The sequence below is a fragment of the Lysobacter sp. N42 genome (assembly GCF_004344885.1).
In genome coordinates this window covers 139,107-165,680 of record NZ_SKFB01000003.1, presented here as the reverse complement: position 1 = coordinate 165,680, position 26,574 = coordinate 139,107, and the positions used below count along the sequence as shown (strand labels likewise).

General features: G+C 46.6%; 19 protein-coding genes. 7 read left to right on the top strand and 12 right to left on the bottom strand.

The genetic code is table 11. The features are described from left to right. Positions 1-61: 61 nt before the first annotated feature. A complete protein-coding gene (locus tag EYQ95_RS08325; protein WP_111915504.1) occupies positions 62-2,263 on the top strand; it encodes a patatin-like phospholipase family protein in 2,202 nt (733 codons plus the stop codon). Positions 2,264-2,266: 3 nt separating this feature from the next. On the opposite strand, the gene EYQ95_RS08320 is transcribed toward EYQ95_RS08325, so the two are convergent. After that, positions 2,267-3,214: a YeiH family protein gene (locus EYQ95_RS08320; protein ID WP_111915505.1), complete on the bottom strand. Its 948-nt coding sequence runs from the start codon at positions 3,212-3,214 to the stop codon at positions 2,267-2,269. Positions 3,215-3,277: 63 nt separating this feature from the next. Here EYQ95_RS08320 and EYQ95_RS08315 point away from each other — a divergent pair, with 63 nt between their 5' ends. Beyond that, positions 3,278-4,087 carry an SDR family oxidoreductase gene (locus tag EYQ95_RS08315; protein ID WP_111915506.1) on the top strand — a complete coding sequence of 270 codons (810 nt, stop codon included), beginning with the start codon at positions 3,278-3,280 and terminating at the stop codon, positions 4,085-4,087. Here the strand turns inward: EYQ95_RS08315 and EYQ95_RS08310 are convergent. From EYQ95_RS08310 to rlmJ, 8 genes are all read right to left on the bottom strand, one after another. After that, the gene (locus tag EYQ95_RS08310) at positions 4,084-5,124 is read right to left on the bottom strand and encodes a hypothetical protein (RefSeq protein WP_111915507.1); all 1,041 of its coding nucleotides are present in this window, start codon (positions 5,122-5,124) and stop codon (positions 4,084-4,086) included. The genes EYQ95_RS08315 and EYQ95_RS08310 overlap by 4 nt on opposite strands. Then, positions 5,117-7,306 (bottom strand): thiamine pyrophosphate-dependent enzyme, encoded by a 2,190-nt coding sequence (locus tag EYQ95_RS08305; RefSeq protein WP_111915508.1) that lies wholly within the window; start codon positions 7,304-7,306, stop codon positions 5,117-5,119. Before EYQ95_RS08305 ends, EYQ95_RS08310 begins: the two co-directional genes overlap by 8 nt. Positions 7,307-7,311: 5 nt before the next feature. After that, a complete protein-coding gene (locus tag EYQ95_RS08300; protein WP_111915509.1) occupies positions 7,312-8,496 on the bottom strand; it encodes an acyl-CoA dehydrogenase in 1,185 nt (394 codons plus the stop codon). A 142-nt stretch (positions 8,497-8,638) separates the two neighbouring features. Then, entirely contained in the window at positions 8,639-9,325 is a 687-nt protein-coding gene (locus EYQ95_RS08295) for a hypothetical protein (RefSeq protein ID WP_111915510.1), read from the bottom strand. 131 nt (positions 9,326-9,456) lie between these two features. Then, the gene (locus tag EYQ95_RS08290) at positions 9,457-10,662 is read right to left on the bottom strand and encodes an OmpA family protein (protein ID WP_256432812.1); all 1,206 of its coding nucleotides are present in this window, start codon (positions 10,660-10,662) and stop codon (positions 9,457-9,459) included. 252 nt (positions 10,663-10,914) lie between these two features. Further along, positions 10,915-11,445 (bottom strand): DUF962 domain-containing protein, encoded by a 531-nt coding sequence (locus EYQ95_RS08285; protein WP_111915512.1) that lies wholly within the window; start codon positions 11,443-11,445, stop codon positions 10,915-10,917. A gap of 86 nt (positions 11,446-11,531) precedes the next feature. Continuing rightward, on the bottom strand, positions 11,532-13,505 hold the full coding sequence (locus tag EYQ95_RS08280) for a bifunctional 2',3'-cyclic-nucleotide 2'-phosphodiesterase/3'-nucleotidase (protein WP_165831972.1): 1,974 nt from the start codon (positions 13,503-13,505) through the stop codon (positions 11,532-11,534). A gap of 20 nt (positions 13,506-13,525) precedes the next feature. Then, positions 13,526-14,362, bottom strand: coding sequence for a 23S rRNA (adenine(2030)-N(6))-methyltransferase RlmJ (gene rlmJ, locus EYQ95_RS08275; RefSeq protein WP_111915514.1), 837 nt, complete (start codon positions 14,360-14,362; stop codon positions 13,526-13,528). Positions 14,363-14,450: 88 nt separating this feature from the next. Between rlmJ and EYQ95_RS08270 the strand changes: the two genes are divergently transcribed. The 4 genes from EYQ95_RS08270 (at position 14,451) to EYQ95_RS08255 (ending at position 22,068) form a co-directional block, all read left to right on the top strand. Beyond that, positions 14,451-16,400, top strand: a complete 1,950-nt coding sequence (locus EYQ95_RS08270) for a DUF389 domain-containing protein (protein ID WP_111915515.1) — start codon at positions 14,451-14,453, stop codon at positions 16,398-16,400. An 87-nt stretch (positions 16,401-16,487) separates the two neighbouring features. Continuing rightward, on the top strand, positions 16,488-18,662 hold the full coding sequence (locus tag EYQ95_RS08265; RefSeq protein ID WP_111915516.1) for a M3 family metallopeptidase: 2,175 nt from the start codon (positions 16,488-16,490) through the stop codon (positions 18,660-18,662). A gap of 167 nt (positions 18,663-18,829) precedes the next feature. Continuing rightward, positions 18,830-21,415, top strand: a complete 2,586-nt coding sequence (locus tag EYQ95_RS08260; protein WP_111915517.1) for a penicillin acylase family protein — start codon at positions 18,830-18,832, stop codon at positions 21,413-21,415. A gap of 95 nt (positions 21,416-21,510) precedes the next feature. Then, positions 21,511-22,068: a hydrolase gene (locus tag EYQ95_RS08255; RefSeq protein ID WP_111915518.1), complete on the top strand. Its 558-nt coding sequence runs from the start codon at positions 21,511-21,513 to the stop codon at positions 22,066-22,068. A gap of 114 nt (positions 22,069-22,182) precedes the next feature. On the opposite strand, the gene EYQ95_RS08250 is transcribed toward EYQ95_RS08255, so the two are convergent. Further along, positions 22,183-24,516, bottom strand: a complete 2,334-nt coding sequence (locus EYQ95_RS08250; RefSeq protein WP_165831974.1) for a Calx-beta domain-containing protein — start codon at positions 24,514-24,516, stop codon at positions 22,183-22,185. Positions 24,517-24,780: 264 nt separating this feature from the next. On the opposite strand from EYQ95_RS08250, the gene EYQ95_RS08245 reads away from it, so the two are divergent. Next, positions 24,781-25,251 (top strand): hypothetical protein, encoded by a 471-nt coding sequence (locus EYQ95_RS08245; protein ID WP_111915520.1) that lies wholly within the window; start codon positions 24,781-24,783, stop codon positions 25,249-25,251. 86 nt (positions 25,252-25,337) lie between these two features. On the opposite strand, the gene EYQ95_RS08240 is transcribed toward EYQ95_RS08245, so the two are convergent. Together EYQ95_RS08240 and EYQ95_RS08235 are read right to left on the bottom strand one after the other, a co-directional pair. After that, the gene (locus EYQ95_RS08240) at positions 25,338-26,177 is read right to left on the bottom strand and encodes an ion transporter (protein ID WP_111915521.1); all 840 of its coding nucleotides are present in this window, start codon (positions 26,175-26,177) and stop codon (positions 25,338-25,340) included. Between the two features lie 22 nt (positions 26,178-26,199). Further along, positions 26,200-26,556, bottom strand: a complete 357-nt coding sequence (locus EYQ95_RS08235; RefSeq protein ID WP_111915522.1) for a Na+/H+ antiporter subunit G — start codon at positions 26,554-26,556, stop codon at positions 26,200-26,202. Between the last annotated feature and the right edge of the window lie 18 nt (positions 26,557-26,574).

Below are 26,574 nucleotides of genomic sequence, written 5' to 3'. Positions count from 1 at the left end.
ATATTAAGTGTGAAAGAGTAGTCGTACCCGAGCCAATAAACAACAAGGAAAGTCTATTGCCATGCAACTTATGCCTAATTTTACCAAAAAGGCACTTTGTTTAAGTCTGTTTTTGCTAGCTTTTCCGACATTCGCTAGCGAACCGGAAGAGCGCGTAGGGTTAGTGCTCGGTGGCGGAGGTGCAAAAGGCTTAGCCCACATTGGCGTGTTACTTTATTTAGAAGAACATCGTATTCCAGTCGACTTCGTGGTGGGCACGAGTATGGGCGCTATTGCGGGTGGCCTTTATGCGCAAGGACACAGTGCAGCTTCGCTTGAAGAACTAGTACTTACAGTGAATTGGCAAAATGTATTTACCGACCAGGCTCCGCGTGCATATCGCAGTATTCGCCGCAAAGAAGAAGACCGCTTATATCCTACGCAAGCATTAGTGGGCTTTTCTGACGGCGAGTTTAAGTTCCCTTCCGGTTTAATTCAGGGCCAGCGCCTGATGCCGTTGCTCCGCGAATTTTCGATTCGTGGTCGCGAGCTGACACACTTCGACAACCTCCCATTACCGTTTCGCGCCACCGCAGTAGACATAGAAACAGGTGAATTGTTGGTAATTGAAGATGGCGACTTAGCACTGGCTATGCGGGCAAGTATGGCGATTCCCGGAATTTTCTCCCCTGTGCACTGGCATAATAGATATTTAGTCGACGGCGGCATGGTAAACAACCTTCCTGTCGACTTAGCTCAGGAAATGAACGCGACTCGAATTATTGCCGTGGACGTGGGTGAGGACTTTCCTTCTTTCGAGGAGTTACAAGGACCGCTCGAGGTTATGGAGCAAGCCATAAACTTAATGATTCGAAATAACAGTCAGCAACAAGTTGCCCTGCTGAATGAAAACGACGTGCATATTGTTCCACAATTACTCAGCCTCGACATTGGTGCTGCTGACTTCGGGAAAGCTGAACTGGCTATTCGTGCCGGTTATGAAGCCGCTGAACAAGCGTCAGAACAGCTTTTGCCATTGCAGGTTTCGCCTGAACAATGGGCCAACTACAGACGTAGCCTTTCGGTTAACGCACAACCTCTTATTCCGCGTTGGTTTCGTATCGAAAATAGTGCTGACGTTCCAGACCAAATGCTGTGGGCGAACATTGCAACAGAATCGGGCCGACTGCTCGACCCAGAAACGCTGAATGACGACGTAGAGCGAATTTACGGATTAGGTTATTTCGACCAAGTTGACTACCAGATCATGTGGGAAGATGATGTGCCCGGCATTGAGCTTCGAGCAACGCCCAGAAGCTGGGGACCTGATTACCTAGGCTTTGGGTTAACCTTTGAAGAAAACTTTGACCGTCAGTCTAACTACCGTGCTGCAGTAAGCTACCTCAAAACACAGGTCAACGACTACGGCGCTGAACTGCAATTCGACCTTCAAATTGGCAATGAACCGGTGATTCGCGCACAGTATTGGCAGCCCCTTCGCCAAGACGCGAGCACATACACCAATACCCGCTTAAAACTGAATCGAGTGCGAATAAACAATACAGCCCAGGGGCAAACTCGCTTTCTTACCGAGATAGACCGCCAAACTCTAGGGTTTGATATAGGAACCCATTGGCGCCATACCGCCGACGTGCGACTAAGCCTAGACTTTTCGACAGGAACCTACCAAGAAAACTTTAGCACTGTTCCGGAACAAAGCTTTCAAACCGGTTCATTAGGCATTCGCGTTAATTTCGACTCGCTCGACAGCGTATTCCTGCCGACGCAAGGAACGTTGGTTTCGTTGCAGCACAAGTGGTTTCATGAAACTTTAGGTTCCGACGAGAACTTTCAGCAGCTTTCTATACAAGGTTTAGGAGCTGCGACATCAGGAAATCATACGCTAGTGCTAGGCGGCGAGTTCGCTACCACGCTTAACGGCGAAGCTCCTATTTATCAGCGACATCAGCTTGGGGGCTTCATGCGCCTTTCCGGCTATGAACGCAACGCTTTGTCCGGGCAGCATTCGGTATTTGGGCAAGCGGTATATTTACATCGACTAGAGGCCAGCAGGCAGTTTGGAACCTTACCTGTTTACTTAGGTATAGCTTTAGAGGCGGGTAATGTTTGGCAAACCAATGAAGACGTTAAGCTAAGTGATCTTACTTATAGCACCTCAGTGCTTGGCGTGGTTACAACACCCGTAGGTGCTCTTTACCTTGGGCTTAGCCAGAATAGTGACAGCAGAAATAGTGCATACCTGGCTATTGGACGACCATTTTAACCGTTACCCTGGAACTTGTGTAACAACCCACCATAAAGCGAAAACCGAAACAGAGACCCAAGCGCCAACCGCTACTACCAAGGCACGCCACCCGGTTTGCTTTAACAGAGCGGGGGTTAACCCGGCACCAATCAGGAAAATACACAAGGCCATTATTTTCTTTCCGCCCCAAGCAAGCCAGTCGTATGTTGCTGCAAACGAAGGTAACAGGCTAGAGATAATGGCCGCGATAACAAAACCACTTATAAACCATGGGAAGTATACGCCCTGAGATTCTCCAGCACTCGCTCCTTTTCGCTTCATTATCCATGCGAAAACAATCACAACTGGAATGATGGCTAATGCGCGCGCTAACTTTAATGTAGTCGCTGTTGTTTGTGCGCTCTCGCCATAAACACCAGCAGCTGCAACTACAGAGGCGGTGTCGTGTATAGCAAGTGCGGCCCATACACCAAACTGCGTTTGTGAAAGGTTCAATGCTTTACCAATACTTGGAAAGAGCCAAAGAGCGGCGGCATTCAGGAAAAAAACACAGCCCAGCGCTATGGCGATAGTAGCGCTTTTCGCGCGAATAACTGGGCTTACCGCGGCAATTGCGCTACCCCCACAAATTGCTGTTCCTGTACCGATTAATGAGCCGAGGTCTCGGTCTATACCCATTAAGCGAGCAAGAATAAAACAGCTTAGAAACGCAACGCCAATGCTACTGGTGACAATAAAGATATTGTTATAAAGCAGATTTCCCGCTTCTTGGATGTGTACGCTGAACCCCAATAATACAATAGAGGTTGCTAGCAGCTGCTTCGCCCATTTACTCAAGGGCAAGTGCGTAGGTACCCAGCCGAGTAAAGCAAACACGATTCCCGCCAACAACGCAATTTGAGCACTAATCACCGAGAAAAGCGCCAATAAGGCCGTGAAAATAAATAAAATGTGGGTAATATGAATCATAAGAGCGCTAGATTACTAAATAACGATAATTAAATCGACAACAAACAGCAGGCAGGTTTCAACGTGGTTCAGAAAAGTTCGCAGAGGGTTTTTATTACCGGAGGAGCTAACGGCTTAGGTTTGGCGTTGGCGAAACATTACGCATCTGAAGGCGCTACAGTGTGTATCGCCGACCTCGACGAAGAGGCAGGAGCTAAAGCCTTAGAGCAACTTCAAGCTATCTCGCCTTCAGCACTCTTTACACCGTGTGACGTAACCCAGAGCGAAGACCTTCAGCGTGTAGCCCAGGAACTTATGGATACGTGGGGCGGCGTCGACATTGTTTTTAATAACGCCGGGGTAGCTCAGGTCGGAAATATCGAGGACGTGTCTGATGAAGATTGGCGTTGGATTATTGACATTAACCTTATGGGTGTAGTGCGCGGTTGCCGCACATTTACCCCTATGTTTAAGAAGCAGGGGCACGGCTACTTTGTGAATGTGGCGTCACTTGCTGGCTTGCTTGATGTGCCCTCTATGTCTGCATATAACGCCACAAAAGCTTCTGTGGTTTCTCTTTCAGAAACTCTACAGCATGAACTTGCCCCAGCAAACATCAGTGTAAGCGTAGTTTGCCCTTCATTTTTCCAAACCAACCTTGGCCAAGGTATGCGCTCGACCGTGCCAGGCATGCAACAAAAGCTAGACCGACTCATGAGCAAAAGCGAGATAAATGCTGAAGATGTGGCAAAAATCATTGCAGAAGGTATACAGCATAATAAGTTTTATATACTTCCGCACAAAAGCTCTCGCAAGTTCTGGCGCATGAAAAAATGGTTACCTAGAGCTTGGTATGCGCGCATGATGGCTAAAGGAAACAAGAAGAAACGTTAACTAACCACAAGTTTTCTTTGTTCCTCAAGCCCCATGGCCAGCAGTATTGGGCTTTTGTCTTGGCGGGCAATAAAGTCGTCTTTATTTGCCAGGTTTTGCCACTTCTCGTTGATCATAACCTGCGCCACAGCTCCACCCATAGTGCTACCCGGCCCTGTTAGAATCACAGTGTCGGGAGCGAACTCTCTTAACGCCACACTTACCGCTTTAGAGAACCCGTAGGTTTGCGTTACTTGATTATTCAGTGTGTACTCACGCAAGGCACTGGGTTGGGTCAGTTGCGGTTGCCAAACTCGGCCGTCGCCGTCGACTAAAGGCACGTGGGGAGAGGCAAAAAAATCATCGCCAAAGTAATCGAAGGCTTTCTCACTTGCTCGCTGCATAAGCGGCGTGTGGAATGCACTATGACCTGGCAATTCCATGGGAAACTGGTCGTCGATCACAGGTAGTTTTTGTTTAGCTTCGCGAATAGCTGCATGACTGCCAGCTAATACCGCATAACCGCCAAACTCGATAGACATATAAAGCTGGTTTTCAGAACTACTTTGGCTTGCAGCAATGATGTTTTTCACATCTTGCACACGAGTGTCATCTAACTCCCACTGCTCATTCACTAAGGGATAAATAAGCTGACCACCTAAGTCTGCACCCTGAGTGAAGTCTGACATTGTCGAGACCAGATCGAAGCCTTGTTGCGCTTCTACTGCTTGGGCGCATGTTAAAGCTATATACCAGCCCATGCTATTGCCCGTAACCGCAACAATGTCATACTTATCACGGTCGATGCTTAGAAAATCGGCGTAAGCACAAGACATTATGAGAGGAGCAGCATTTTGCGCCTGCAAATGTTCTTTGCTTTTAAAGACATTTGCCGAGTCTAGCGAGGCGAGCGTTGCTTTACCTTGTTGCTGGCGTAATGCATCAAACTCATCTAACAGGTTTTTCTTGTCTGCATGATAGCGAGCTAAGTAACCGAGTTCTTTACGGTTATAAGTTCCCCGCCCAGGACAAATAACGACTGCTCTTTGCTTAGTCATTCACCACCTCTTCTGCCGCATGAATAATTTGCTCTACACTTGGCAATACGTGGTATGCCGCCTTCGCAAGTGGAATAAAGCTGTCGTCCGCAGTAATACGTTGCACATGAAGGCTTTCATTTGCCATTTGTTCCTGGAAGAAAGTCATTAGGCCCTCAGACGGAGAGCCTGACTTTCTACACTCATCTACAATAAGTACCTTTCTGTGATCACCTAAAGCATTTTTCAATGACTCGAGAGGTAACGGATGTAACCAATTGAGGTCAATAACCGTTGCTTTTATCCCTCTATCTTCTAACTTACGCTGCGCCTGGCAACTTAAATAGAAACCATTTGCATAACTGACTATTGCGATGTCAGCTCCATCGCCTTGGGTCGAAACTTCACCATACGTAATAACTTCATTTGGCTCTGGGTAGTCACGGAGCCATAGGTTGTCCCCTGCTTCGTGAAGATCTTTAGTGTTGTAGAGGGCTATCGGCTCAAGGAAAATGACCACTCGCTTTTGCTCGTCCGCTAACCTTACGCACTCACGCACCATTTTAGCGGCACTTGCGCCGTTTGAAGGACATGCAAGTACCACACCTGGCAAATCTCGAAACAATGCAATGCTGTTGTCGTTATGAAAATGTCCGCCGAAACCCTTCTGATAGGCTAGGCCCGCTATACGAATAACCATCGGGTTATTGAACTTGGCAGAACTAAAGAATTGGAGCGTTGCAGCTTCACCACGAATTTGGTCTTCCGCGTTGTGTACATAGGCAAGAAATTGAATCTCGGGCATCGCTAGAAAGCCATTATGCGCCGTACCGATGGCTAGCCCTAGAATACTTTGCTCGTCGAGCAACGTATTGATGACACGGTTCTTACCAAAGCTTTGTACCAAACGACTAGTTACTCCGTACACACCTCCCTTCTTACCGATGTCTTCACCCATCATGACGATTTTGGGGTACTGGTACATAAGGTCGTGTAATGCCCAATTCATCAGCTTGTTCAGGCTTTGTGGCTTGCCCAGATTATGCTTTTCATGACCAAACAGCCGCTCTCTTGCTGGGCCCTCGGCTACGGGCGGGCTTTCAAGCGGTGGGTGGCTGGGTGCAAGGTCTCTCATTACCTCTGCAGCGTCTTTTAGTTTTGGACGCGAAACCACGTATTTACCTACCTGCTGGATACGTTGATAGGTTCCTTCTACAAACCTTTTCAGCGCTTCACGATTTGATATTTCATAGTGCTCAAGAAGGGCTAGGCTGGTGCGAAGCGGGTCTTGTGTTTCGTTATGCGCTATTTGCTCTTTGCTTAGGTAAGTCATTTCCGCATCTGAGCCAGCATGACCATACAAACGCACACAATGCATATGTAAAAACACCGGTTTACGGTGAATACGTGCAATACGTTCGGCTCGTTTCGTCGCTGCATACACATCGAGTAAGTTTCTGCCGTCGCAACTCTCGTAATGCAACCCCGCCCGAGACTTAAAATTCATTTCTATCCAGCGCGGTGGAGTTGCCGTACTAATGCCTATGCCATTGTCTTCACACAACATAATTGCTGGCACAGGAACACTTTGGAACGACGCCCAGCATGCTGCGTTAATTGCACCTTGCGTTGTACTGTGATTGGCAGAAGCGTCGCCAAAACTACAGAGCACAACACTGTCGTTAGGCACATTACCTTGATGGTTCATTCTACGCGCTAAGTCTATGCTGTAAGCCATTCCCATAGACTTAGGTAAATGCGAGCCGATAGTACTCGTTTGCGGAGGTACATAGAGCGTATGAGAGCCAAGCACCTTATGACGTCCAGAGGAGATCGGGTCTTCTGAGCTTGCGGTGAAACTGAGTAGCATGTCATGTATTGGCGTACTGCCTTTTTGCTTGCGTTGCCGCTCTACAAAAAAGGCGCCCGACCGATAATGTAAAAAAGCCATGTCGTTAATACGAAGCGCCGAAGCCACTGCAGCATTACCCTCATGACCTGCAGAACCAATGGTGTAGAAGCTTTCGCCTGCGGCCTGCAACTCACGGCTATGTAAGTCGAGCAATCGGCTTACAATCTGACTTTCGACCATGTCTGCTAACGCTTGCTTAGTGAGTCCTAAACTCTCTAAATCTGGCGTATATGCGGGCTCAGGTAATGGCGTGTCGAACAACACGCCATTCAAACGCTCGAATAAACTCATGAGAATTAACTACCGAAAGCAGCAATATCAGTTTGCGCACGTCCAAGAATAAGGGCATGCACGTCGTGGGTGCCCTCGTATGTGTTTACTGCTTCAAGATTCATTACGTGACGAATCACATGGTACTCGTCTGCAATACCGTTACCGCCGTGCATGTCGCGGGCAACGCGAGCAATGTCTAACGCTTTCCCGCAACTGTTACGTTTGATCAAACTAATAGTTTCCGGGGCTAACAAGCCTTCATCCGCGAGGCGTCCTGCTTGTAATGAGCCCAACAAACCAAGATGAATTTCGGTTTGCATGTCGGCAAGCTTCTTTTGAATAAGCTGATTGGCGGCTAAAGGACGACCAAATTGAGTACGATCTAAAGTGTACTGTCGTGCTGCGTACCAACAAAACTCAGCGGCACCCAATGCGCCCCAAGAAATACCATAACGTGCCTTGTTCAAGCAGCTGAACGGGCCTTTTAGCCCTCTAACTTCTGGGAATATGTTGTCTTCCGGAACAAATACATTGTCCATGACAATTTCACCGGTAATTGACGCGCGTAAGCTGAACTTACCTTCTATTTTTGGTGCACTGAGGCCATTCATTCCTTTTTCTAATACGAAACCACGAATTTCTCCATCGAGTTTCGCCCACACCACAAATACATCAGCAATCGGACTATTGGTAATCCACATTTTGCTACCGGTGAGTTTATAGCCACCGTCTACTTTTGTAGCACGTGTTTTCATGCTTGCGGGGTCTGAGCCTGCATCCGGTTCTGTTAAACCGAAACAGCCTACCCACTCACCACTAGCCAGCTTCGGTAAATACTTTTCTTTCTGAGCTTGTGTACCAAATGCATGGATTGGATACATCACAAGAGAGCTTTGAACACTCATGGCACTGCGATAGCCGCTGTCTACCCGCTCTACTTCACGGGCTATCAAGCCATAACAAACATTGTTTACACCCGCGCCACCAAACTCCTCTGGAATAGTTGCACCAAGTAAACCTAGCTCGCCCATTTCATTCATAATTTCTCGGTCGAAACGCTCCTCACGGTTTGCAGTCAACACTCTTGGCATTAAGTTTTCTTGGCAATAAGCATGGGCGCTATCTCTGATCATACGCTCTTCGTCAGATAGCATAGCGTCTATAGAAAACGGGTCTTGCCAATTAAAGCTGGGGCGTGAGCTGCTCATTACGTCTTAACCTCTTATTAGAATTATGTCGCTTTTAGCGAGTTATATAGCCAACTCACTATAACGACATTCTTTGGTTAATTCCTAGTCAAGCTATACAATTTTCGTACAAATAGTCGGCTGGTCGGATCTTAAACGAACATTAATGTCCGTCTCTTTTTTGCAGAATCCATCTGGCGGTGCCATCGCTAGTATCAAGCATGGTCACATAGTCATAGTCTGAAAAATTGAACCCTTCATACTGACTCAGGCTTTGATGAAATTCCATTGTATCGAAACCTTCCTCTGAGTCGTAAACTCCGAAATCCACAACACAGAAAGTTGCTCTACACTGTACGTCATTGATAAACAAATTCTCCAAGTCTTCTGACAGAACTAAAAAGTCGTTCACATGCGTTTCCATATCAAACGCCCAACTTGTGTCGACCTCTTCAGCTTCTAACCTCTCGTCAATGGTGTCGATATTAATGGGCGTGCTATAACGTTCTGGAAACGGCGAATCAGAAGAAGATTGTTTAGATTCCTGCAAATCTGCCGCTAAGCTAAGGTTGTTATCTTCAAGCTCCATAAGTTGGTCGTTAAGTTCATTCAATTGAGCCCGGAGCTGGGCATTTTGTAACTGCAAAGACTCTACTACGCTTTCCGCGTCGAGGAGATTAGACGAGGCTGTATTGAGTCTAGAGCTCTGGGGTTGCACCGTTTGTATAGTGTGAGAGGCAGGTTGAGTGACAACGCGGGGGCTGCTTTCTGTTGCAGGCTGCCACAGCCGTCCAATGAACACCGCAGCAATAATTAAGACGATATAGATAAGATGAGTTTTAAATTTCATAGGTTCCTTCCTTTTAAAGCTAGCTTAAAGAATAGACCTAGTTGCTCATATAGAGTTCAATCCGCGTTTTTAAATTGTAGGCACAAAAAAAGGGACCCGAAGGTCCCTTTTCAATTCGTTACGTTCTTCGCTTAGTCGCGTGAAGGAACGCTTTCAGTCACTGTAACTGTCGCTTCGATACGACGGTTGCGAGCGTTCGCATCTAGAGTGATGCGGTTCACTACTGGCTGGCTCATGCCGTGGCCGATTGTAGTGATACGGCTAGCATCGATACCAAACTGGTTAGTAAGGATGTCAGCAACTGCTTGAGCACGACGCTCTGACAAGCGTTGGTTGTACTCTTCAGGACCGATTAAGTCAGTGTGACCTTCGATTAGAATTTCTAGCTCTGGGTATACACCAACAAGAACTGCTAGCTCACGGATGTAGCCGTAGTACTCTTCTGGAACCATTGCAGAGTCGAAACCGAAGTTAACACGCAAGTGATGAACCTGTGATTGCTCTTCGTAAACGCTACAACCACGTGCGTCAACAGCGTGACCACGAGAAGTGTTTTGACACACGTCGCGGTAATCTGGAACGCCGTCACCGTCTTCGTCAGCAGTGCGGTCGATGTCAACCAATGCTGCGCGAATTTGTGGCGCTAGCTCTTCGTCTGAACGATAAGCCATAGTTGAGTCACGACGAGTTGTGTCTACACCACCAGCGTCTGTAGTTGGAGCAACTTCAGAGTCACGACGAGCTGCGATAGCTTGACGACGCGCTTCTTCTTCAGCAGAAGAACGGATTTGCGTAAGTGCAGAACCACCGTCACCAAAGCTCATGTTAAGACCAGCGATAATTGCAGAGTCAGTGAAGTCACCAAACTGCATCGCGTATTCTAGTGACCAAGACAAGTTGTCGTTGATTGCACGACGGTAGCCTGCAGTACCGCGTAAGCCACGACCGCTGTCTTCACCAGTTTTGGTAGTGTTCAAACCACCACCAAAATAGAAACCGTTAGTTAGGCGGTATAAAGCGTCAACACCGATTGAATAACCGTCTGCTGATGCGCTTGAGCCGTCTAGGTCCGCTTTTACATAATCAAAGTATGAACGCAGTGACCACGTGTCAGTTAGAGGAACGTTCAACTGGATACCAGGAGCAACGTTTTTGAACCCACTGTCCACATTGAAAAGTGTGTTGTTTACGTCGTCTTGACGGCTGTCATCGAAGTTGTACATGCCTAAACGCAAGCCAACTGACAATTCCTCGTTATCTACAGAGGCTAGTGCCTGGGGGCTCACTGCCATGACACCTGCCAGCAGCGCAGGCAGCGTAAAACGGGCAGATTTCATCATATTAATATTCCTTTTTGTTCAATTATTCCGCGGACCCCGCACCGGGGTAAGAACCAGTTTAGCTTGCTTCCCTGTGTTTTGCTAACACTAAAACAAACTTAATTCGCCATAAAATAACAATTTATGGTTCGTATGCCAATGCCTTAACACAGATTTAGCAATCTTTTTTCTACTTATCTATTCTAGACAGATCTTTGTGCGATCAACAGAGGATCTCAAAAATATTTTTACAACTAGAATTCTATACTCTCATGCCTTTGCTTTTATCGGTGGCATTTGCGGTAACTTTACTGCCACCAAATGCTCTACGTCTTGGTACAGACGCTTGCGCAGCCCCAACATGAACAGCGCTTCAGCAACAACAAATAGTGGACCAATCGCCAAACCCACGATGTCGTCTACGAAAGCTGGTTTTCGACCTTCGAAAAAGTGTCCAACAAACTGGAAAACCCAGCCGACCACAAATAGTCCTATGCCATAAGTTAGCCACATCACCGTTTCCATAGATGCAAACCAACTACCTAATATTAATGTTCCATACAGTAAGGCACCCATAACGATGCCAAGCGCAAGATCCAAAAATAAATAATAGATCACCGCAAGTGCTACAACGATCAGTGCCGGCGTAAGATCGATTCCAGCAAATTCAAAAGCCGGGCGAGACAATAACGCCACTATGGCAATAACAATTAAAGGAATACCCACAAAATGCGTGGCAATATTTTTACCATCGCGATGGTAGCAAGCATAGTTTGCTAGTTGTTCAACAACGTTTTTCATAGATATACCTTTTATATTTTCTTATTTTATAGCGTCAGCATAAATACGCTTTAACTATTGCGCAAGTACGCAACAAACAGTCAGTTTTAATCTTCAGAAGTAATTCTATATAAACCATAGCCTTCTTCATTTAAACCAATAAAAGTGGCCCCACTAACCCAGTTTATTTCTTCAAGAACAGTTTCATTGTGCCCTGAAGTAAATAATACAGAGCTATTTTCTGGCAAAATGAACGACCAACTCGCGTCCCGCGTTAAGGACAGCTGACCGTCTTTTTCAGCTACATCTCTCGCGTAATCCGCAATGATCTGACGAATTTCGTCGGCGCCTTGGTAAACCAGCATGCTTGCGTCCACATTAGGAAAGTTACCGCCACCACCAGCACGATAGTTATTCACCATAAGAATAAACTCTTGGTTATCTCTAACAGGATTACCATTGTAAGTTAAGTTCATCACCCGATACGCGTCGTCATCAATCACTTCGCCTTCTCGGTTATAACGGGGTGGCTGCCTCAAGTCATAGGTCCATTTAAGCCCCAAAATACTGTCAAAATTAAAGCTTGGAGTTCGGGCAAGTAAAGGTTGGTCTTGCACGCCTGCTTCAAAAGTTGCAAAAGCAATGGCCGACATTTCGAGCCACTCTTTTAACTGCGCACCGTTCACAACCATAGCTTGTAAGGTATTAGGGTAAACATATAGCCCGGCAAGATCGCCAAGCGTAACTTGGCCTTCTTCGATGTGTACGTAGTCTTCAGCGTTTTGGTGACCGGTCCTGAAAGGCGAGGCAGTAGAAAGTACAGGCAAGTCTTGTGGAAGCTCTCCTAACCTCTGCAACTTCTGTCCGTACCATTGCTGTGCTTCATTTATAAACTGAGTAGCCGTGTCGGGTGCCATGCGAGCCAAATAACTGGTTATCGGCGTGGTTAAAGGAGCGAGCGGTTCATTCAGCATATCCACAGTTTTTTGATGAACAGCTTGCACTCGTGCTGCAAATTCTAGGTCGACTTGGTCGGTTATCTCGCGCAATTCAACTTGGCTACGCTGTACAACCCAAGAGTCTCCAGACTGCTCGAGCACCATGTCAATTAAACCTAAATGGCTGCCCCAGTATCCTGGTTGCACCGAAGGCACGCCATGAATGGTTCCGGCAACATTGTCGACACCCGGAATGTTGTCATAGCTTGGAGAGCCCGGGAAAATTTGATGCTGATGGCCGAATAAAATAGCGTCTATACCGGGTACACGAGCAATTTCACGGGTCGCCTGCTCGGTAAATTCGGTGTAGCGTGCTGAATCATTAATGCCGGCATGGGGAATAGCTATCACTAAGTCTGCGCCTTCTGCACGCATTTTCGGCACAAAATGCTGAGCTGCAGCAACCATGTCACGCACGTAAACACGCCCCGCTAAGTTCATGGCGTCCCAAGTTAAAATTTGCGGAGGAACAAATCCGATAACACCAATGTTTAACGTATGGCTACGCCCCGCGGTATCTTTAAATTCGCGCTCTAAAATCACATAGGGTGGACGAATGGGGTTGTCCCAGCCTTGTGTGCGCCAGCCGTCGTTTTCATTTGGCTCACCTTCAATATAAAAAGCGTTCGCAGTTACATAAGGAAAGTTCGCGCCAGAAAGCGTTTGCTCTAAAAACTCTAAGCCGAAATTAAATTCATGGTTTCCAATGTTCGCCGCATCGTAATTTAGGTAATTTAAGGCATCGATAACGGGATGAACCTGTTCTTCTAAAGCTATGTTTCCAGATTTAGCGATCCAGTCACCTAATGGGCTACCTTGAATAAGGTCGCCATTGTCGAACAATAAATGGTTAGCTTGTTCTGCCCGCGCTTGCTTGATGAGATGCGCTGTGTGGGCAAACCCGTATTCTGCTGTATCCTCAGCCGCGAAATAGTTATACCCCAAAAGGTGCGCATGAATATCGGTGGTTTCCATAATGCGCAATTCAATTTGCGCTGGCTCTCTCGGCGTTAAACCACAAGAGCCGAGAAATAATATAGCGACTGCAAATAAAACCGCTGATTTAAAATTCATAACCTTCATGTGTGTACTTCTACCTTTAACTACTCTTGTACTAACCATTGACCCAAATGTTTACCTACACCTGCAGCCGTCCATGTTTCAAAACCCTGCTCAATTTGGCTATTGATTTGCCAGGGCGGATTTACAATTAACATGCCCGAACCATACATACCGAAGTTTTCCGGCCTTTCTTTATAATGCCATTCACTTTGCCAAATCGGGACGGAAACATTGCTCTTGAGCGCTTCAAGCATAACTAAATGTTTGTCTTTCGGTATTAAAGGATACCAAACCAATATGACCGCATGACGACACTTCTGCAAAATACGCTGCACGGTTTCTGCTACGTCTGTGTACTCTTCCCCTCTTTCATATGCTGGGTCGATAAGCACCATCAAGCGCGGCGTTTTCGGTGGTAATGCGGCAACAACGCCTTTTAGCCCGTCCCCATAAACCACTCGCCCTACTTGCTGACTCTGCTGCGCCGCAAGCGCTTCATGCTCTGCGGGGTGCAATTCAAAAACCGTGTGCCTATCGTCTTTTCTACACTGTTGTGCCACAAAAACAGGCGACCCTGGGTAATAGTTCAACTTGTCAGTCGAAGGGTTTACGCTTCCTACGGTAGCAAAGTAGCGCTTCCAAATGTCGTCTTGAAGTTGACCTTGTAGCCGCATAGCTTGCTCAATACCTTCCTTATATTCCTGCTTTTTTTGGCTCTGAGGATCATCAAGCTGATATAGCCCTTTCCCCCCATGCGTGTCGAAGTAATGCACAGGTGCTGGCTTTTTATTGAGGTAGGCTGAAACAGCAAGCACTACATAATGCTTGTGTACGTCTGCAGGATTGCCTGCATGATACCCATGTTGATAGCTAAGCATAAAAAATTAGGCGTTAAATAAAGATAATATAGGGTAGCGTTTTCTGGATATTTTGTCGTGCTTAAATCATGCTTGGGTTAAGCAAAAAATGGAGCAAGGAACAAAAATGGGCTTTTTCAACAAAGCATTGGTTATTCACCCGAAAGAACAGTACCCACTGCTGTCGCGCATTCATAGTTTCGCATTAACGCACGACATCGAGCTTATCGACATTGAAGAAGACGAATTTCTGGAGCGCCCGGGCCACTATGCAGACCAAGCGGGTCATATTGTAGCGCTTGTGACAGACCAAACTGCGTCTCGTTATATCGACCTTGCCAAAACCATGGGGTTTTCTCTTGGCTTTGTACCCATTCATTCTGGCGGTCCCCTTGCTTCTTGGTTCAAGCTTCCCAAAGACCCTGAGCAAGCCATTAGACTAGCTTTAGAGGACGACCCTGAAGCCATTGACGTGCTTCGATGCAACGACGAAGTGGTGATGGGCATGTTAATGCTTGGAGAAACTCCCTTTTTGAACCAACGCTCTTCTACTTATTTACGTCGCGAGCAAAGCTTATGGCGCTTCATATTGTATTGGCTCAGCCTGCTTTGGCATAGCATTCGAAATCTAGTGCGCATTAAAGCCACAGCAGTAACCTTAACCACCGAAAAAAAGGAATTTAAAACAGCAATAACCGGTTTAGTCGCTATTGAAAACGACGTCGACTGCGCAGCAGCTAGGCTATTGGATACCAGCATATCGGTGCAAGACAATCGAGTTTCAGTCGTGGTGATGTCACCCAAGTCGATTGTTCAATACATTGCCTTCTTACTTACAACATTACGTCGGCGCGCCAGCCAAAAGCGGCTACCGAGTGCTATCAGTTATATTAAAACTCGAGTACTCAGCATTCAGGCTCGTGAGCCGCTCAAATATTACTTAGACGGTAAAAAGCGAAAGTCTGACCATATTCATCTCGAACTGTTTCCTCGCGCAGTGCGCATAAATATGAGCGAGGCTTACCACCAAAGGCATGAAGCAAAGGACGACAACAAAGACACGATGAAGGTAGAAAACCTGCCACAAAGTGCCGAACGTATCGCCATGATCGCCAGACACTTACCTTTCTTCACTCATGCACTAGAAGAAGACTTTCGAGAACTGTTCTTACAAGTACGAGACAGCGCAAAAACACATCCGCATTACTTAGCTCTCATGGTTCTCAGTTCTGTGGTCGCAACACTTGGCCTATTTCTAAACAGTGCGGCAGTTATTATTGGTGCAATGGTACTAGCCCCCTTAATGGCGCCGATTATAGCCATTGCCATGGGCCTGCTGCGTAGCGACCGCAACATTATGATTCAAAGCGCTAAAACCATTGCCATTGGCGTGGCGGTCGGGCTACTTACCTCAAGCTTACTTGCCCTTGTTGTGCCGATGAAAGACGTAACCTTGGAAATTTCGAGTCGCGTGCAACCCACATTACTCGACTTAGGGGTAGCCATTGCCTGTGGCGTGGCGGGTGCATATGCGTATGCTCGTGCAAGCGTTATGCGAAGTTTACCCGGAGTTGCAATCGCTGTTGCGCTAGTACCGCCACTTTGCGTAGCAGGCATTGGTTTAGGCTGGGGCAACATCGCCATGATCTCTGGCGCCGGTTTGTTATTGCTTACTAACTTAGTCGGTATAGCTGGAGCAGCGGTTTTAACCTTCCTTGCATTAGGTTATGCACCCGTAATGCGAGCGCGCAGAGGTTTAGTTGTTACCGCTTCACTTATTGGTGCGATAGCCATTCCACTCGCTGTTGCATTCGCTTCCATTTATGAAAATTGGAATGTAGAGCGTGACACCCAACAACGTCTATTCTTTCTCGATAACCAAGAGGTTCAGCTCAAAAATATTAGTGTCACCATTTCTCAGGGTACCTTGTATTTAAGTGCCGACCACATTGGTACTGAACCGTTAACAACAGCGCAGATTAGAGCCCTAAAGTCACAATTAGAGCAGCGCTGGGATCGCGAAGTTATTGTAGAAATTGGCTTCCGTCATCGCCTATAAAGCGCAAACAGCCGCAAAAGATTGAGCAATAGCCCCTACCTTGCTATTTTAAGCGGCTGCCAGGCGTATATTTGAGGAGAGAAGTTAATGAAAAAAACAATACTAGCTGCGGCGATTGGTCTTGGTTTAGGCCTAACTGCTTGTAGCGACTACGACAGCCAGGTTGCTGAACCTGCACAAGCGGAACAAAATGTTCCACAACTCAGCATGGACAACCCTTTCGCGCAAGAAAGCACATTACAGTATCAAGCTCCTGAGTTTGATAAAATTGACGACAGCCACTACGGCCCGGCTTTTGAAGTTGGTATGGCGCAACACGCTGCTGAAGTGCAAGCAATTGCGAACAACGAAGAAGAACCTACTTTCGACAACACCATTCTTGCACTTGAGCAAAGTGGCGACTTGTTAAACCGTGTTTCTCGCGTTTTCTACGCTATGGCTTCATCGACCAGTAACGACACCATTCGCGCGTTACAGTCTGAGCTTGCACCGAAAATGTCTTCTCATAGCGACGACATTTACTTGAACAAAACGTTATTCAACCGTGTTAATGCTATTTATGAGCATCGCGAGCACATGGACCTTAACCCAGAACAAAAGCGTTTGGTTGAGGTTTATCACGAGCGTTTTGTTCGCGCAGGTGCAAACCTAACTGACGAGCAAATGGCACAAATCCGTGAACTTAACGGTGAAGAGTCAACGTTAACGACTCAGTTTTCACAAAACGTACTCGCCGACAGCCGTGAGCGCGCGCCAGTATTTGACTCAGCAGAAGAGCTTGCTGGTTTAGACCAAGCAACTATCGACAATGCGGCACAACGCGCAACCGAGCGTGGCCTTGAAGGCAAGTATGTTCTTAGCTTAAGCAACACTACTCGCCAAGCTGCGCTTGCCCAAATGACCAACCGCGAATCGCGTCGTAAGCTTTGGGAAGCTTCTTCAAACCGTGGTTTAGGTGAGAATGGCGGTATCGACAACACTGACATTATTCGCCGCTTAGCAGAGCTACGTGCTGAACGTGCTGAAATTCTAGGTTATGACACGTTTGCGCAATACCGCTTAGAGTCAGCAATGATTCAAACGCCAGAGCGCGCACGCCAAATGCTTGTAGACATGGTTCCAGCTGTACTTGAGCAAGTTGAGCGCGAAGCAAACCGCTTACGTCAACAAATCGAGTCTATGGGTATGGACCACGAACTGAAGCCGTGGGATTGGGAATTCTATGCAGAGCGTGTTCGCGAGCAAGACTACCAACTTAACCCAGCAGAAGTTGCGGAATACTTTGAATTCAACAACGTACTACAAAATGGTGTTTTCCACGCCATGGGTGAACTTTACGGTATTCGTTTCGAGCCACGTGAAGACCTTCCAACCTACCACGAAACCGTAGACGCTTATGAAGTGTTCGACAAAGACGGTTCAAGCTTAGGCATTTTCTACGCTGACTACTACGCACGTGAAGGTAAACGCGGCGGTGCTTGGATGAGCTCTTTCGTAGGTCAATCGCACCTAGAAGGTACGAGCCCTGTGGTATACAACGTAATGAACATTCCACAAGCACCTGAAGGCGAGCCTACGCTAATTTCTTGGGACTTCGTAAGCACAATGTTCCACGAAATGGGTCACGGTGTTCACGGCTTATTCTCAGACGTAACTTACCCGTCACTTTCGGGTACTGCTGTACCACGTGACTTCGTAGAATCACCTTCGACATTCCACGAAGACTTCGCTTTAGACCCTAAAGTGTTACCTAACTTTGCGACTCACTACGAAACTGGCGAGCCTATTCCACAAGAACTATTAGACAAGGTTCTTGATGCAATGAGCTTCAACCAAGGTTTCAATACACTTGAGTACATGGCGGCGGCATTACTCGACTTGGAATACCATTCGATTGCACCGGGCACTACCATTGAAGACGTAGAAGCTTTTGAAGCTGCAGCTCTAGCTGGTTATGGCATCGACCTAGAATACGTTCCACCTCGTTACCGTTCTGGTTACTTCTCGCACGTATTCTCTGGCGGCTATGCTTCTTCATACTACGCGTACATGTGGTCTGACGTACTTGCGTCTGACGCATTTGCTCATGTGAAAGCCAACGGCGGTATCGACGGTGAAATGCCTCAGCGTTACCGTGACGCTATCTTGTCACAAGGCGGAACGAAAGAAGCGCTTGAGCTTTATATCGACTTCCGTGGTCAAGAGCCAGACACGCGTCATTTGCTTATTCGTCGCGGCTTGATGGAACCAGACGCAGAATAAGCCTATAAAATTCAGTTATTTTTGAATTAAAAAAGGTCGAGCGGTTTACCGTTCGACCTTTTTTTTATGTCGGTTTATCCAAAACAGGTTTGACCACACGCTTTTTATTACTAATACTTGGAGCGACAAAAAATATAACCAAAAAGTAACAACAAGGACCTTTGTATATGAAGAATAACAGAAAGTGGCACATTAGCTTGCTTAGCGCAGCTTGTGCTCTCGCAATGACAGGCTGCTTCGACGGCTCGTCGAGTGGCCCTGCAATCGACGACGGAGATGGTGGTACACCTCCTCCAACTGGAAGTACTCCTCCAGCGCCATACACAGCTCCGTCAATTACTTCGTTTGCGCCGGGTGACGTAAGCGCAACAATTCGCCGTACAGATTTTGGCGTGCCCTTCATTACAGCAGACAGCTTAGAAGGTGTTGGCTTTGGTACTGCGTATGCGTTCGCCGAAGACAATATCTGTGTGCTTGCGGATCAAATTGTTCGATTTAATGGTCAACGCGCCATGTTCTTCGGACCAGATGCTGTATTAGGGTCTGGTGACAGCAAAAACGTGATCAACGACTTCATATATAAAGCCTTAGATTTACGCGGCCTTGCAGAAGCAAACATCGACGGCTTAAGCGACAACTCAAAAGCTTTACTTCAAGGTTACGCAGCAGGATATAACGCATACTTAGCTGAAACCGGCGTAAATAACATTGCGCTTCCGTGTCAGGGTAGACCTCATGTTCGACCTATCACAGAAGTAGACATGATGACCTACGCTTTAGGCGTCGCATTACTCCCAGGCGCAGCTAACTTCCTTGACCCAATGTTTATTGCAGTGCCGCCAGGCGAAGACTACAACCCAACGCCTGTGATGGCTGAAGCTACTTCATACGACATGAACCTAGACTTAGCGTCTATTACACCGCCGGATCCGAACCCTTCAGAACTGGGTTCAAATGGTTGGGCGCTAGGTAGCGACATGACCGAAAACGGTCAAGGTATGCTACTTGCTAACCCTCACTTCCCACACGTAGGTAATCAACGCTTCTGGCGCTTCGGTGTTGAAATTCCTGGCGAAATGAAGGTTGTAGGTGGCTCGCTTTCAGGTATGCCTGGTCCAGTAAACATTGGTTTTAACGCCAACGTAGCGTGGACACACACCTTCTCAACTGCAGAACGCTTTCTTGTTTACCAACTAGAACTCGACCCATCAGACGAAACAGGTAAAACCTACTTGGTTGACGGCGAACCTCGTCAAATGGAAGAGAAAAACGTACAGATTACTGTTGCGACAGGTCCGGGAACGAGCATTCAGCTTGAAAGAACATTCTATATGAGTGACTTCGGGCCATTGCTAAGTATCCCAGGTCAGTTCCAGTGGGGTATGAACTTCCAAGGCACCACGTCTGCGTTTGCATTATACGACGCTAACTTGCCTAACTTTGATGTACTTGATCACTGGCTAGCACTTAACCTGGCGGAAAGTACCGACGAGATTTATTCAATTATGAATGAATATACCGGCATTATCTTCAACAACATTATGGCGACAGATAAAGACGGTAATACGTTCTACATGGACGGATCGACGGTTCCAGACCTAAGCCCTGAAGCATTAGACTTCTTGCGTAACGACCCAGTTTCAACTGCGGTTCGTATTCAAGCTCCGTTTACACTAGTTCCGGGTAACAGTGAAGCCTTCATGCCGCGTGGCACGGTGCCAGCAACACGTGCACCAATGCTACAACGCACAGACTTCGTGCAAAACTCGAATAACAGTTATTGGTTAACTAACCCAGACGAGCCACTGGCAACTTCTCAGTTCGCTGATTCAGTAGGCAATGTACAAGGCGACGAAGCGCCAGACTACTTGCTATACGGTCGCTTTAACAACGAGCAAACTTTGCGCTCTCGTATGGGTCAGAAGAAATTGAGTGAGCTAAGCGACGTTACGCTAGACGTATTGGAAGAAACGTTACTGAGTAACCGTGCTTACCTAGGTGAAGCGGTATTAGATGACCTTATCGCTCACTGTACAGCACGCGGCACCACGCCAGTGACTACGTCAAACGGCAACGTGGATGTTTCAGCAGGCTGTACAGCTCTTGGCTTGTGGGACGGACGCATGAATAAAGAAAGTGTAGGCGCGGTATTGTTCCGTGAATTCGCACAGCGTTTCGCGACCGATCCACAGTGGGTAGTACCTTTCGATCGTAACAACCCAACCACTACGCCAAACACGCTAGACACCAATGAAACGGTACTCGTTCAACTTGCTCAGGCTATCGAAACAGTACAGGCGGCTGGCTTTGCATTAGACGCACCATTAGGCGACGTTCAGTTTGTTGAGCGCAGCAATCCAGACGGAACGGCAAGCGGTAACCGCCTACCATGGGGTGGCGCAAACAATATTGAAGGCGGCTTCAACGTATTCCGTTCGCAAGGTGCAGAAGACGGTACACTGCTACCGCGCCATCGTTACGACACCCTTCCAGGTTCGCAACTGGCGCCAGAGGGTTACCACATTACCAGTGGTTCAAGCTGGATGTTCGTAATGCGCTTCACCGAGAATGGCCCAGAAGGTCGTGGGTTGCTTACCTACTCTCAGTCTTCTGACGTATTCTCGCCACACTACTTGGATCAAACTCAGTTCTATTCACAAGAACCTCGTTTGTCACCCATCAGATGGACAGAAGAAGACATTGCCGCAAACACCATTAGCACTTTAGAAGTCAGCGCACCCGCTAACGACTAAAAAATAGTGTTAGTATAGAAACCGGCTTTTCTTGAATAGTCACAAGAAAGCCGGTTTTTTATCGCTGAAACAAGTACATAGCGCAGGAAACAACCATGAAATCACCACAGCTTATTGATGCCCATAACGCTCTTGTTGCAGTTATCGACATTCAAGAAAAGCTGCTTCCCGCCATTCACAACGCGGAACAGCTGGTAGAACGTACCGAATGGTTGTTAAATGTAGCCACCGACTTAGGTGTGCCCGTTTGGTTTACCGAACAATACCCACAAGGATTAGGCCATACGGTCCCCGCATTGAGTAAACATATCTCAAAGGCAAACACCGTAGAAAAAAGCCATTTTAGTGCTTGGCAGTCGTCAGAGTTTCAAAAGATGCTGCGCATTACCGAGCGCCAGCAAATTGTGTTGGTGGGCATGGAAACACATGTATGCGTGCTGCAAACCGCACTAGACTTAAAACACTTTGGCTTTGAAGTCTTCGTTGTGAACGACGCCGTTTCATCGCGCACTCCAGAAAGCAAACAAACCGCTTTAGCAAGACTTGAGCGCGAAGGGGTACACATAGTGAACGCCGAAATGGTTACCTTCGAGTGGTTACACGACAGCGCTAACCCCAAATTTAAGCATATTAGTAAAACTTATTTGCGTTAGTGTTTTAGATAGGAGAATTTAATCGGATATTTGAAGCCAAAAAAGCCACGAACCATTCAGAATGACGTAATAAAAAAGCCCGCTATACGCGGGCTTTTAAATTCACTTCATAGTTTATGACTTGTAACGCTGTCTAATAAACAGCCCCACTAGAAGCATTAAGAATAATGGATTGACTGAGCCTCCAGATGATTTAGGCTGTGCTGGCTGTTGACCTCCGTCTCCACTATCGCCGCCGTCATTGTCACCGTCTCCGCCGTCGTTATCACCGTCGCTCCCATCATCGCCGCCATCGTTACCGTCATCACCATCGCTTCCATCATCCTCAAATACAGGGGTGATTTGAATATTTATTTCTACAGGATTGCGAAGGAAGTCTAGATCTCGACTCTCATCCACTATGACAGCTCGAAAATTGTAATTTAAGTTGGTGGTTTGAAATCCATATTCCTCAACAAGCTCTTCTGGAGTAGGTAGGTTACTCAATACAAAAACAACCTCACCCTCGCTTTGCCCGTCAGCGAAGAAAACCGTTTGGATTGGCTCCACAACCTCATCAAGCTGAACAGGGTATGAGTTCGTTTGCGGTGACACTTCAAAAGTTGAAGCATGAACTACTACTTGTTTCGGGCCAACGTCCCCAAATAAACGACTCATCGGTAGCCTAATTTCTGTTGATAAAGGCTTATCTACAGTGGTACGAACAGAGCAACGGTAAGGGCGAGCAATTTCGCTAATCCGATCACAGCGATTTAAGTATTCACCCTCACGCTCTGTATAAGTGAAGTAAACCTCACCACTTTGACCGGAAAGCATGCGCACTTGCGCGGTTTCTTGAAGCACTTCAGCTTCAGTTACTGAACTCAATACAACATTAAACTCACGGGTTGTATCCGTTGTGAACACTTGAACAGGAATCGTTTTTTCTGTTTCGCCATCTAAAAAGCGAACTTGCATATTGATGGGTTGATAGTGCGTATAAGCTTCAGCTGTACCATCTACAGTTGAAACATTAAGTACAGCTTCACCCGACGAGCCACCAACTCGGCTAACAACAAGCTCACCCTCTCCACGCTCTGCTAGCGTAATTGACGAGGTAATTGAGAAGTCACCTTGAGCTGGTGCGTCATTTGCCCCCTCAAGAACAGCAAGTGCGTACTCAAACTCGATATCTAAACGCAGTGGGTACTGCATTTTAATATCAAAAGTTCGTGTCTGACCGTCGTCAGGAGTGCTTAGCAACTCAAATTGAGCAAGTGATGTTGCTGAGCCTGCTTGAAAGGTCACAACTTGCTTTAAGCCGTTATAGTGCGTACCTGCTTCCGCGCCACCATCAATAGCGGTAACTTCAACTTCTGCTGTTTGGCTTAAATCACCATCACGCTCTAAGGTCACAACCAAGTTGTCACGACCGTAAGGTGATTCGTAAACAGATTGCGTAAAGCGAACATTGCCAAGCGCTTCAGGGCGAACAGCATGCGCAGAAGCAATTTCCGCACGAGCGTTTGCAACCCGTGTTTGATTCTCACGCTCGTATGACCCACACGCTTCATCATCCATAAAAATTTCAGGGCTAGATACAATTTCGCGTTTAAGGTAATCAGGATGACCTACTGACCACATAATAGTAGTCGCAGTGCCTGGCACTCGCCCTTGACCACAGCGAGAGGCAAAACCATCTGACTCAAAACCATTTGGAACTTCTTCATAGGTTGACCATTCGTGCATCAAGCCTAAATTGTGTCCAATTTCATGTGCAACCGTCTGGCCTGTGCTTAAAACAGCCTCTGCAACTAAGTTCCGTTCTGCATTGAATGGCGCAGTAGATTGGTCAACAACAGCTGCAGTAATGCCATGAGTTGATGCAAGACCCATAGGGCCCTCGATAACATCTTCGTCTTGACCCTCTTGAATCCACAGGTGTAAGTCTGCTCCATATTCTGCAGACGTCAGGTGAAACATAGGGTAATCGTCAGGAAGATAATCTTCTGTACCTGATCCAAAGGGAGAAACATGCATCCAACCTCTGCCAGCACTATTATTCAAAGTAGAGTTAGCGAAAGTTGTAGCGTCTGGGTAATCTTCAAACGCATACGCCATTTCCCGGGCAAATAGTACATTCACACGAACATTAACGTCAGAATTGCGGAACACACGATTGGTTGTTTCAATCCACTGAGCAACGCGCTTGTCGATTTCTTGCTCACCAATTGCATCAGCCCAACCAGGACGATACCAAACAGCTAAATCTAAAACATATAAGCCGTTTTCATCGATAGTGGCTTGCTCTGCATCAAAAGAGGAAAACATACGAGGCTCAAGCCCCAACTCATCAGCATGAACAGTTAAACAGCTCACATCATGATTATGCTCTTTAGCATGGTTGTATGCTTCAACAAATGGGTCAGTTGTAAGTGACGCTGCTAAAGCCAAAGCTGTGAATGACATATTATGCTTCCTTGTAGAGAATTGCACAGTCCATAGCAGAACTATCATTAATAAAATTATCCACGGAATAGTGCATTATTTATATAAATTGTTCAAATGAACATAGGCGTAGCTTTCACAACAAAGCAATATCTAAATTCCAATTCTGCCAATTACCCAACCGACCCTCTCCTCGATAGGCTTAACATAATTTCAACAACATGCTAGTGTAAATTCTCACTTAGTTTGAATTAAGAAATACAACAATAAAGAAGGAATAACGCTATGGAACAAGCGCATCAAATTTGGGGAAAAATTAAAGCAGGTGGAATACACAATACAAAATATGTAGTGTTTGCCCTCATCGCGCTAGTGTTGTCTTACCAGACCATTCTTGAGATATCTGTTAACTACTTTAGTATCGCTAAGGTTCCATTAAACGATGGATTATTGGGAACAGCATTGGTACTGAGTCTATTAGGTTTTACTGTGCTGGCGGGTATAGGCTTCAATCAAAAACTTATAACGCTATTAGCGTATGTATCTGCGGCTTTGTTATTAATTAATACACTTGCAGTATTCGGTTATCTAAAAGATATCGCTGACTTTGTAGGAGTAGATGAAGCACGGGAAATTTTCCTTCACTCTCTCAACGTTATCGTTTTTCTGGCCGGAATTGTATTTTCTGTACTTCTATTTTTAGGCGGAAAACGCGCAAAAGAAACCAATGCGGCTTGGGAAGAAGAGTCGGTGTGATTTAAGAAAAGCACCTTATCCTCGTGACAAGGTGCTTACCTTCGCTAGTTCATGCGCTCAAAAGCAACGAGCCCTAGATAGACGATTTACTGCTTACGTTCACGCAACAGACTTTTAAGTTCGCCTAACTGCTTTTCAACACTGTCGACTTGATCGCGAATGTGCTTAATGTCGCCTGCTTCGCCTTGGTCGTGCTCGGCATCGAATGCTGCGCTTTCCTTTTGCATCACTTCTAAAACGATACCTATCATCATGTTCAAGAAAATAAATGCACTAATGAAGATAAAGCTCACGTAATACAACCACGACATGGGGTAAACAGCCATGGTTTCGTACATAATTGCTGTCCAACTCTCAAATGTAGCTACGCGGAACAGCGTGAGCATAGCAATAGAGATGTTTTCCCAATAGAACGGGTTTATGTCTTGGAAGATAAAGCTGCCAATTGCGCCGTAGATATAGAAAATAATAAACATGAACAGCGCAACATAAGTCATGCGCGGCAAAGCTTTGAGAAAGGCGTTCATGAGTAGGCGCAGTTCCGGCACCATACTTACTAAACGAAGTACCCTAAATACACGCAGCAAGCGCGCTAGCAATACCGTTTGGCTTTGGTCGACCGGCATAAGGCTGGCGACCACAATTACGAAGTCGAAAATATTCCAGCCCGACTTGAAGAAGTCGATAAATCGACGCTCAGCCATAATACGAATGGTAATCTCGAACAAGAAGAACAGCGTGACTGCCCAATCGAGAATATTCAGAGCACTGTCGAAACGACTTACTTCATCGTAAGTTTTAGCGCCGACCATAAGGGCCGACAGAACAATGATAGAAATAACGACTGTTTCAAATATTTTATTGGCACGCAGCTCTAACAACCGCGCTTGCCAACCGGCAGCGGCTCGCTCTGTTCTTTCATTCATGAATGATTTCTCTTACAACGAATTAGGAGTCAGCCTCTTTGTCTTGCTCTTCTTCAGGCTGTTGTTCTGTATGTTTGGCCTTATGCTGAACTTTCAAGTGCAAGGCTGCTTTGGCAACAATGTGAGCACTAGCGGGTGCGGTAATGAACAAAAACAAAGTGATGAGCAACTCTTGAAACTGAAATTGGTGCTCCATTTGCGTGAAATACAGCATAGACCCTAAGATCATACCGCCAACACCAAGAGTTGTAGCCTTCGTTGGACCATGTAAACGGCGGAAAAAGTCTGGCAATTTTGCCAGGCCAATAGAGCCGACTAACGCGAAAAAAGCGCCGAACAGAAGAAAAACCGAAACTGTAACTTCAACCCATAGTGGCATAAGCTTTCCTTTGTCCTG

Bases quoted from the DNA above. Each gene is read 5' to 3' on its own strand.
- EYQ95_RS08305 (WP_111915508.1), bottom strand. From the start codon at position 7,306: ATGAGTTTATTCGAGCGTTTGAATGGCGTGTTGTTCGACACGCCATTA.
- EYQ95_RS08270 (WP_111915515.1), top strand. From the start codon at position 14,451: ATGGAGCAAGGAACAAAAATGGGCTTTTTCAACAAAGCATTGGTTATT.
- EYQ95_RS08325 (WP_111915504.1), top strand. From the start codon at position 62: ATGCAACTTATGCCTAATTTTACCAAAAAGGCACTTTGTTTAAGTCTG.
- EYQ95_RS08290 (WP_256432812.1), bottom strand. From the start codon at position 10,662: ATGAAATCTGCCCGTTTTACGCTGCCTGCGCTGCTGGCAGGTGTCATG.
- EYQ95_RS08250 (WP_165831974.1), bottom strand. From the start codon at position 24,516: ATGTCATTCACAGCTTTGGCTTTAGCAGCGTCACTTACAACTGACCCA.
- EYQ95_RS08235 (WP_111915522.1), bottom strand. From the start codon at position 26,556: ATGCCACTATGGGTTGAAGTTACAGTTTCGGTTTTTCTTCTGTTCGGC.
- EYQ95_RS08300 (WP_111915509.1), bottom strand. From the start codon at position 8,496: ATGAGCAGCTCACGCCCCAGCTTTAATTGGCAAGACCCGTTTTCTATA.
- EYQ95_RS08245 (WP_111915520.1), top strand. From the start codon at position 24,781: ATGGAACAAGCGCATCAAATTTGGGGAAAAATTAAAGCAGGTGGAATA.
- EYQ95_RS08285 (WP_111915512.1), bottom strand. From the start codon at position 11,445: ATGAAAAACGTTGTTGAACAACTAGCAAACTATGCTTGCTACCATCGC.
- EYQ95_RS08280 (WP_165831972.1), bottom strand. From the start codon at position 13,505: ATGAAGGTTATGAATTTTAAATCAGCGGTTTTATTTGCAGTCGCTATA.
- EYQ95_RS08320 (WP_111915505.1), bottom strand. From the start codon at position 3,214: ATGATTCATATTACCCACATTTTATTTATTTTCACGGCCTTATTGGCG.
- EYQ95_RS08240 (WP_111915521.1), bottom strand. From the start codon at position 26,177: ATGAATGAAAGAACAGAGCGAGCCGCTGCCGGTTGGCAAGCGCGGTTG.
- EYQ95_RS08260 (WP_111915517.1), top strand. From the start codon at position 18,830: ATGAAGAATAACAGAAAGTGGCACATTAGCTTGCTTAGCGCAGCTTGT.
- EYQ95_RS08255 (WP_111915518.1), top strand. From the start codon at position 21,511: ATGAAATCACCACAGCTTATTGATGCCCATAACGCTCTTGTTGCAGTT.
- EYQ95_RS08310 (WP_111915507.1), bottom strand. From the start codon at position 5,124: ATGACTAAGCAAAGAGCAGTCGTTATTTGTCCTGGGCGGGGAACTTAT.
- EYQ95_RS08265 (WP_111915516.1), top strand. From the start codon at position 16,488: ATGAAAAAAACAATACTAGCTGCGGCGATTGGTCTTGGTTTAGGCCTA.
- rlmJ (WP_111915514.1), bottom strand. From the start codon at position 14,362: ATGCTTAGCTATCAACATGGGTATCATGCAGGCAATCCTGCAGACGTA.
- EYQ95_RS08295 (WP_111915510.1), bottom strand. From the start codon at position 9,325: ATGAAATTTAAAACTCATCTTATCTATATCGTCTTAATTATTGCTGCG.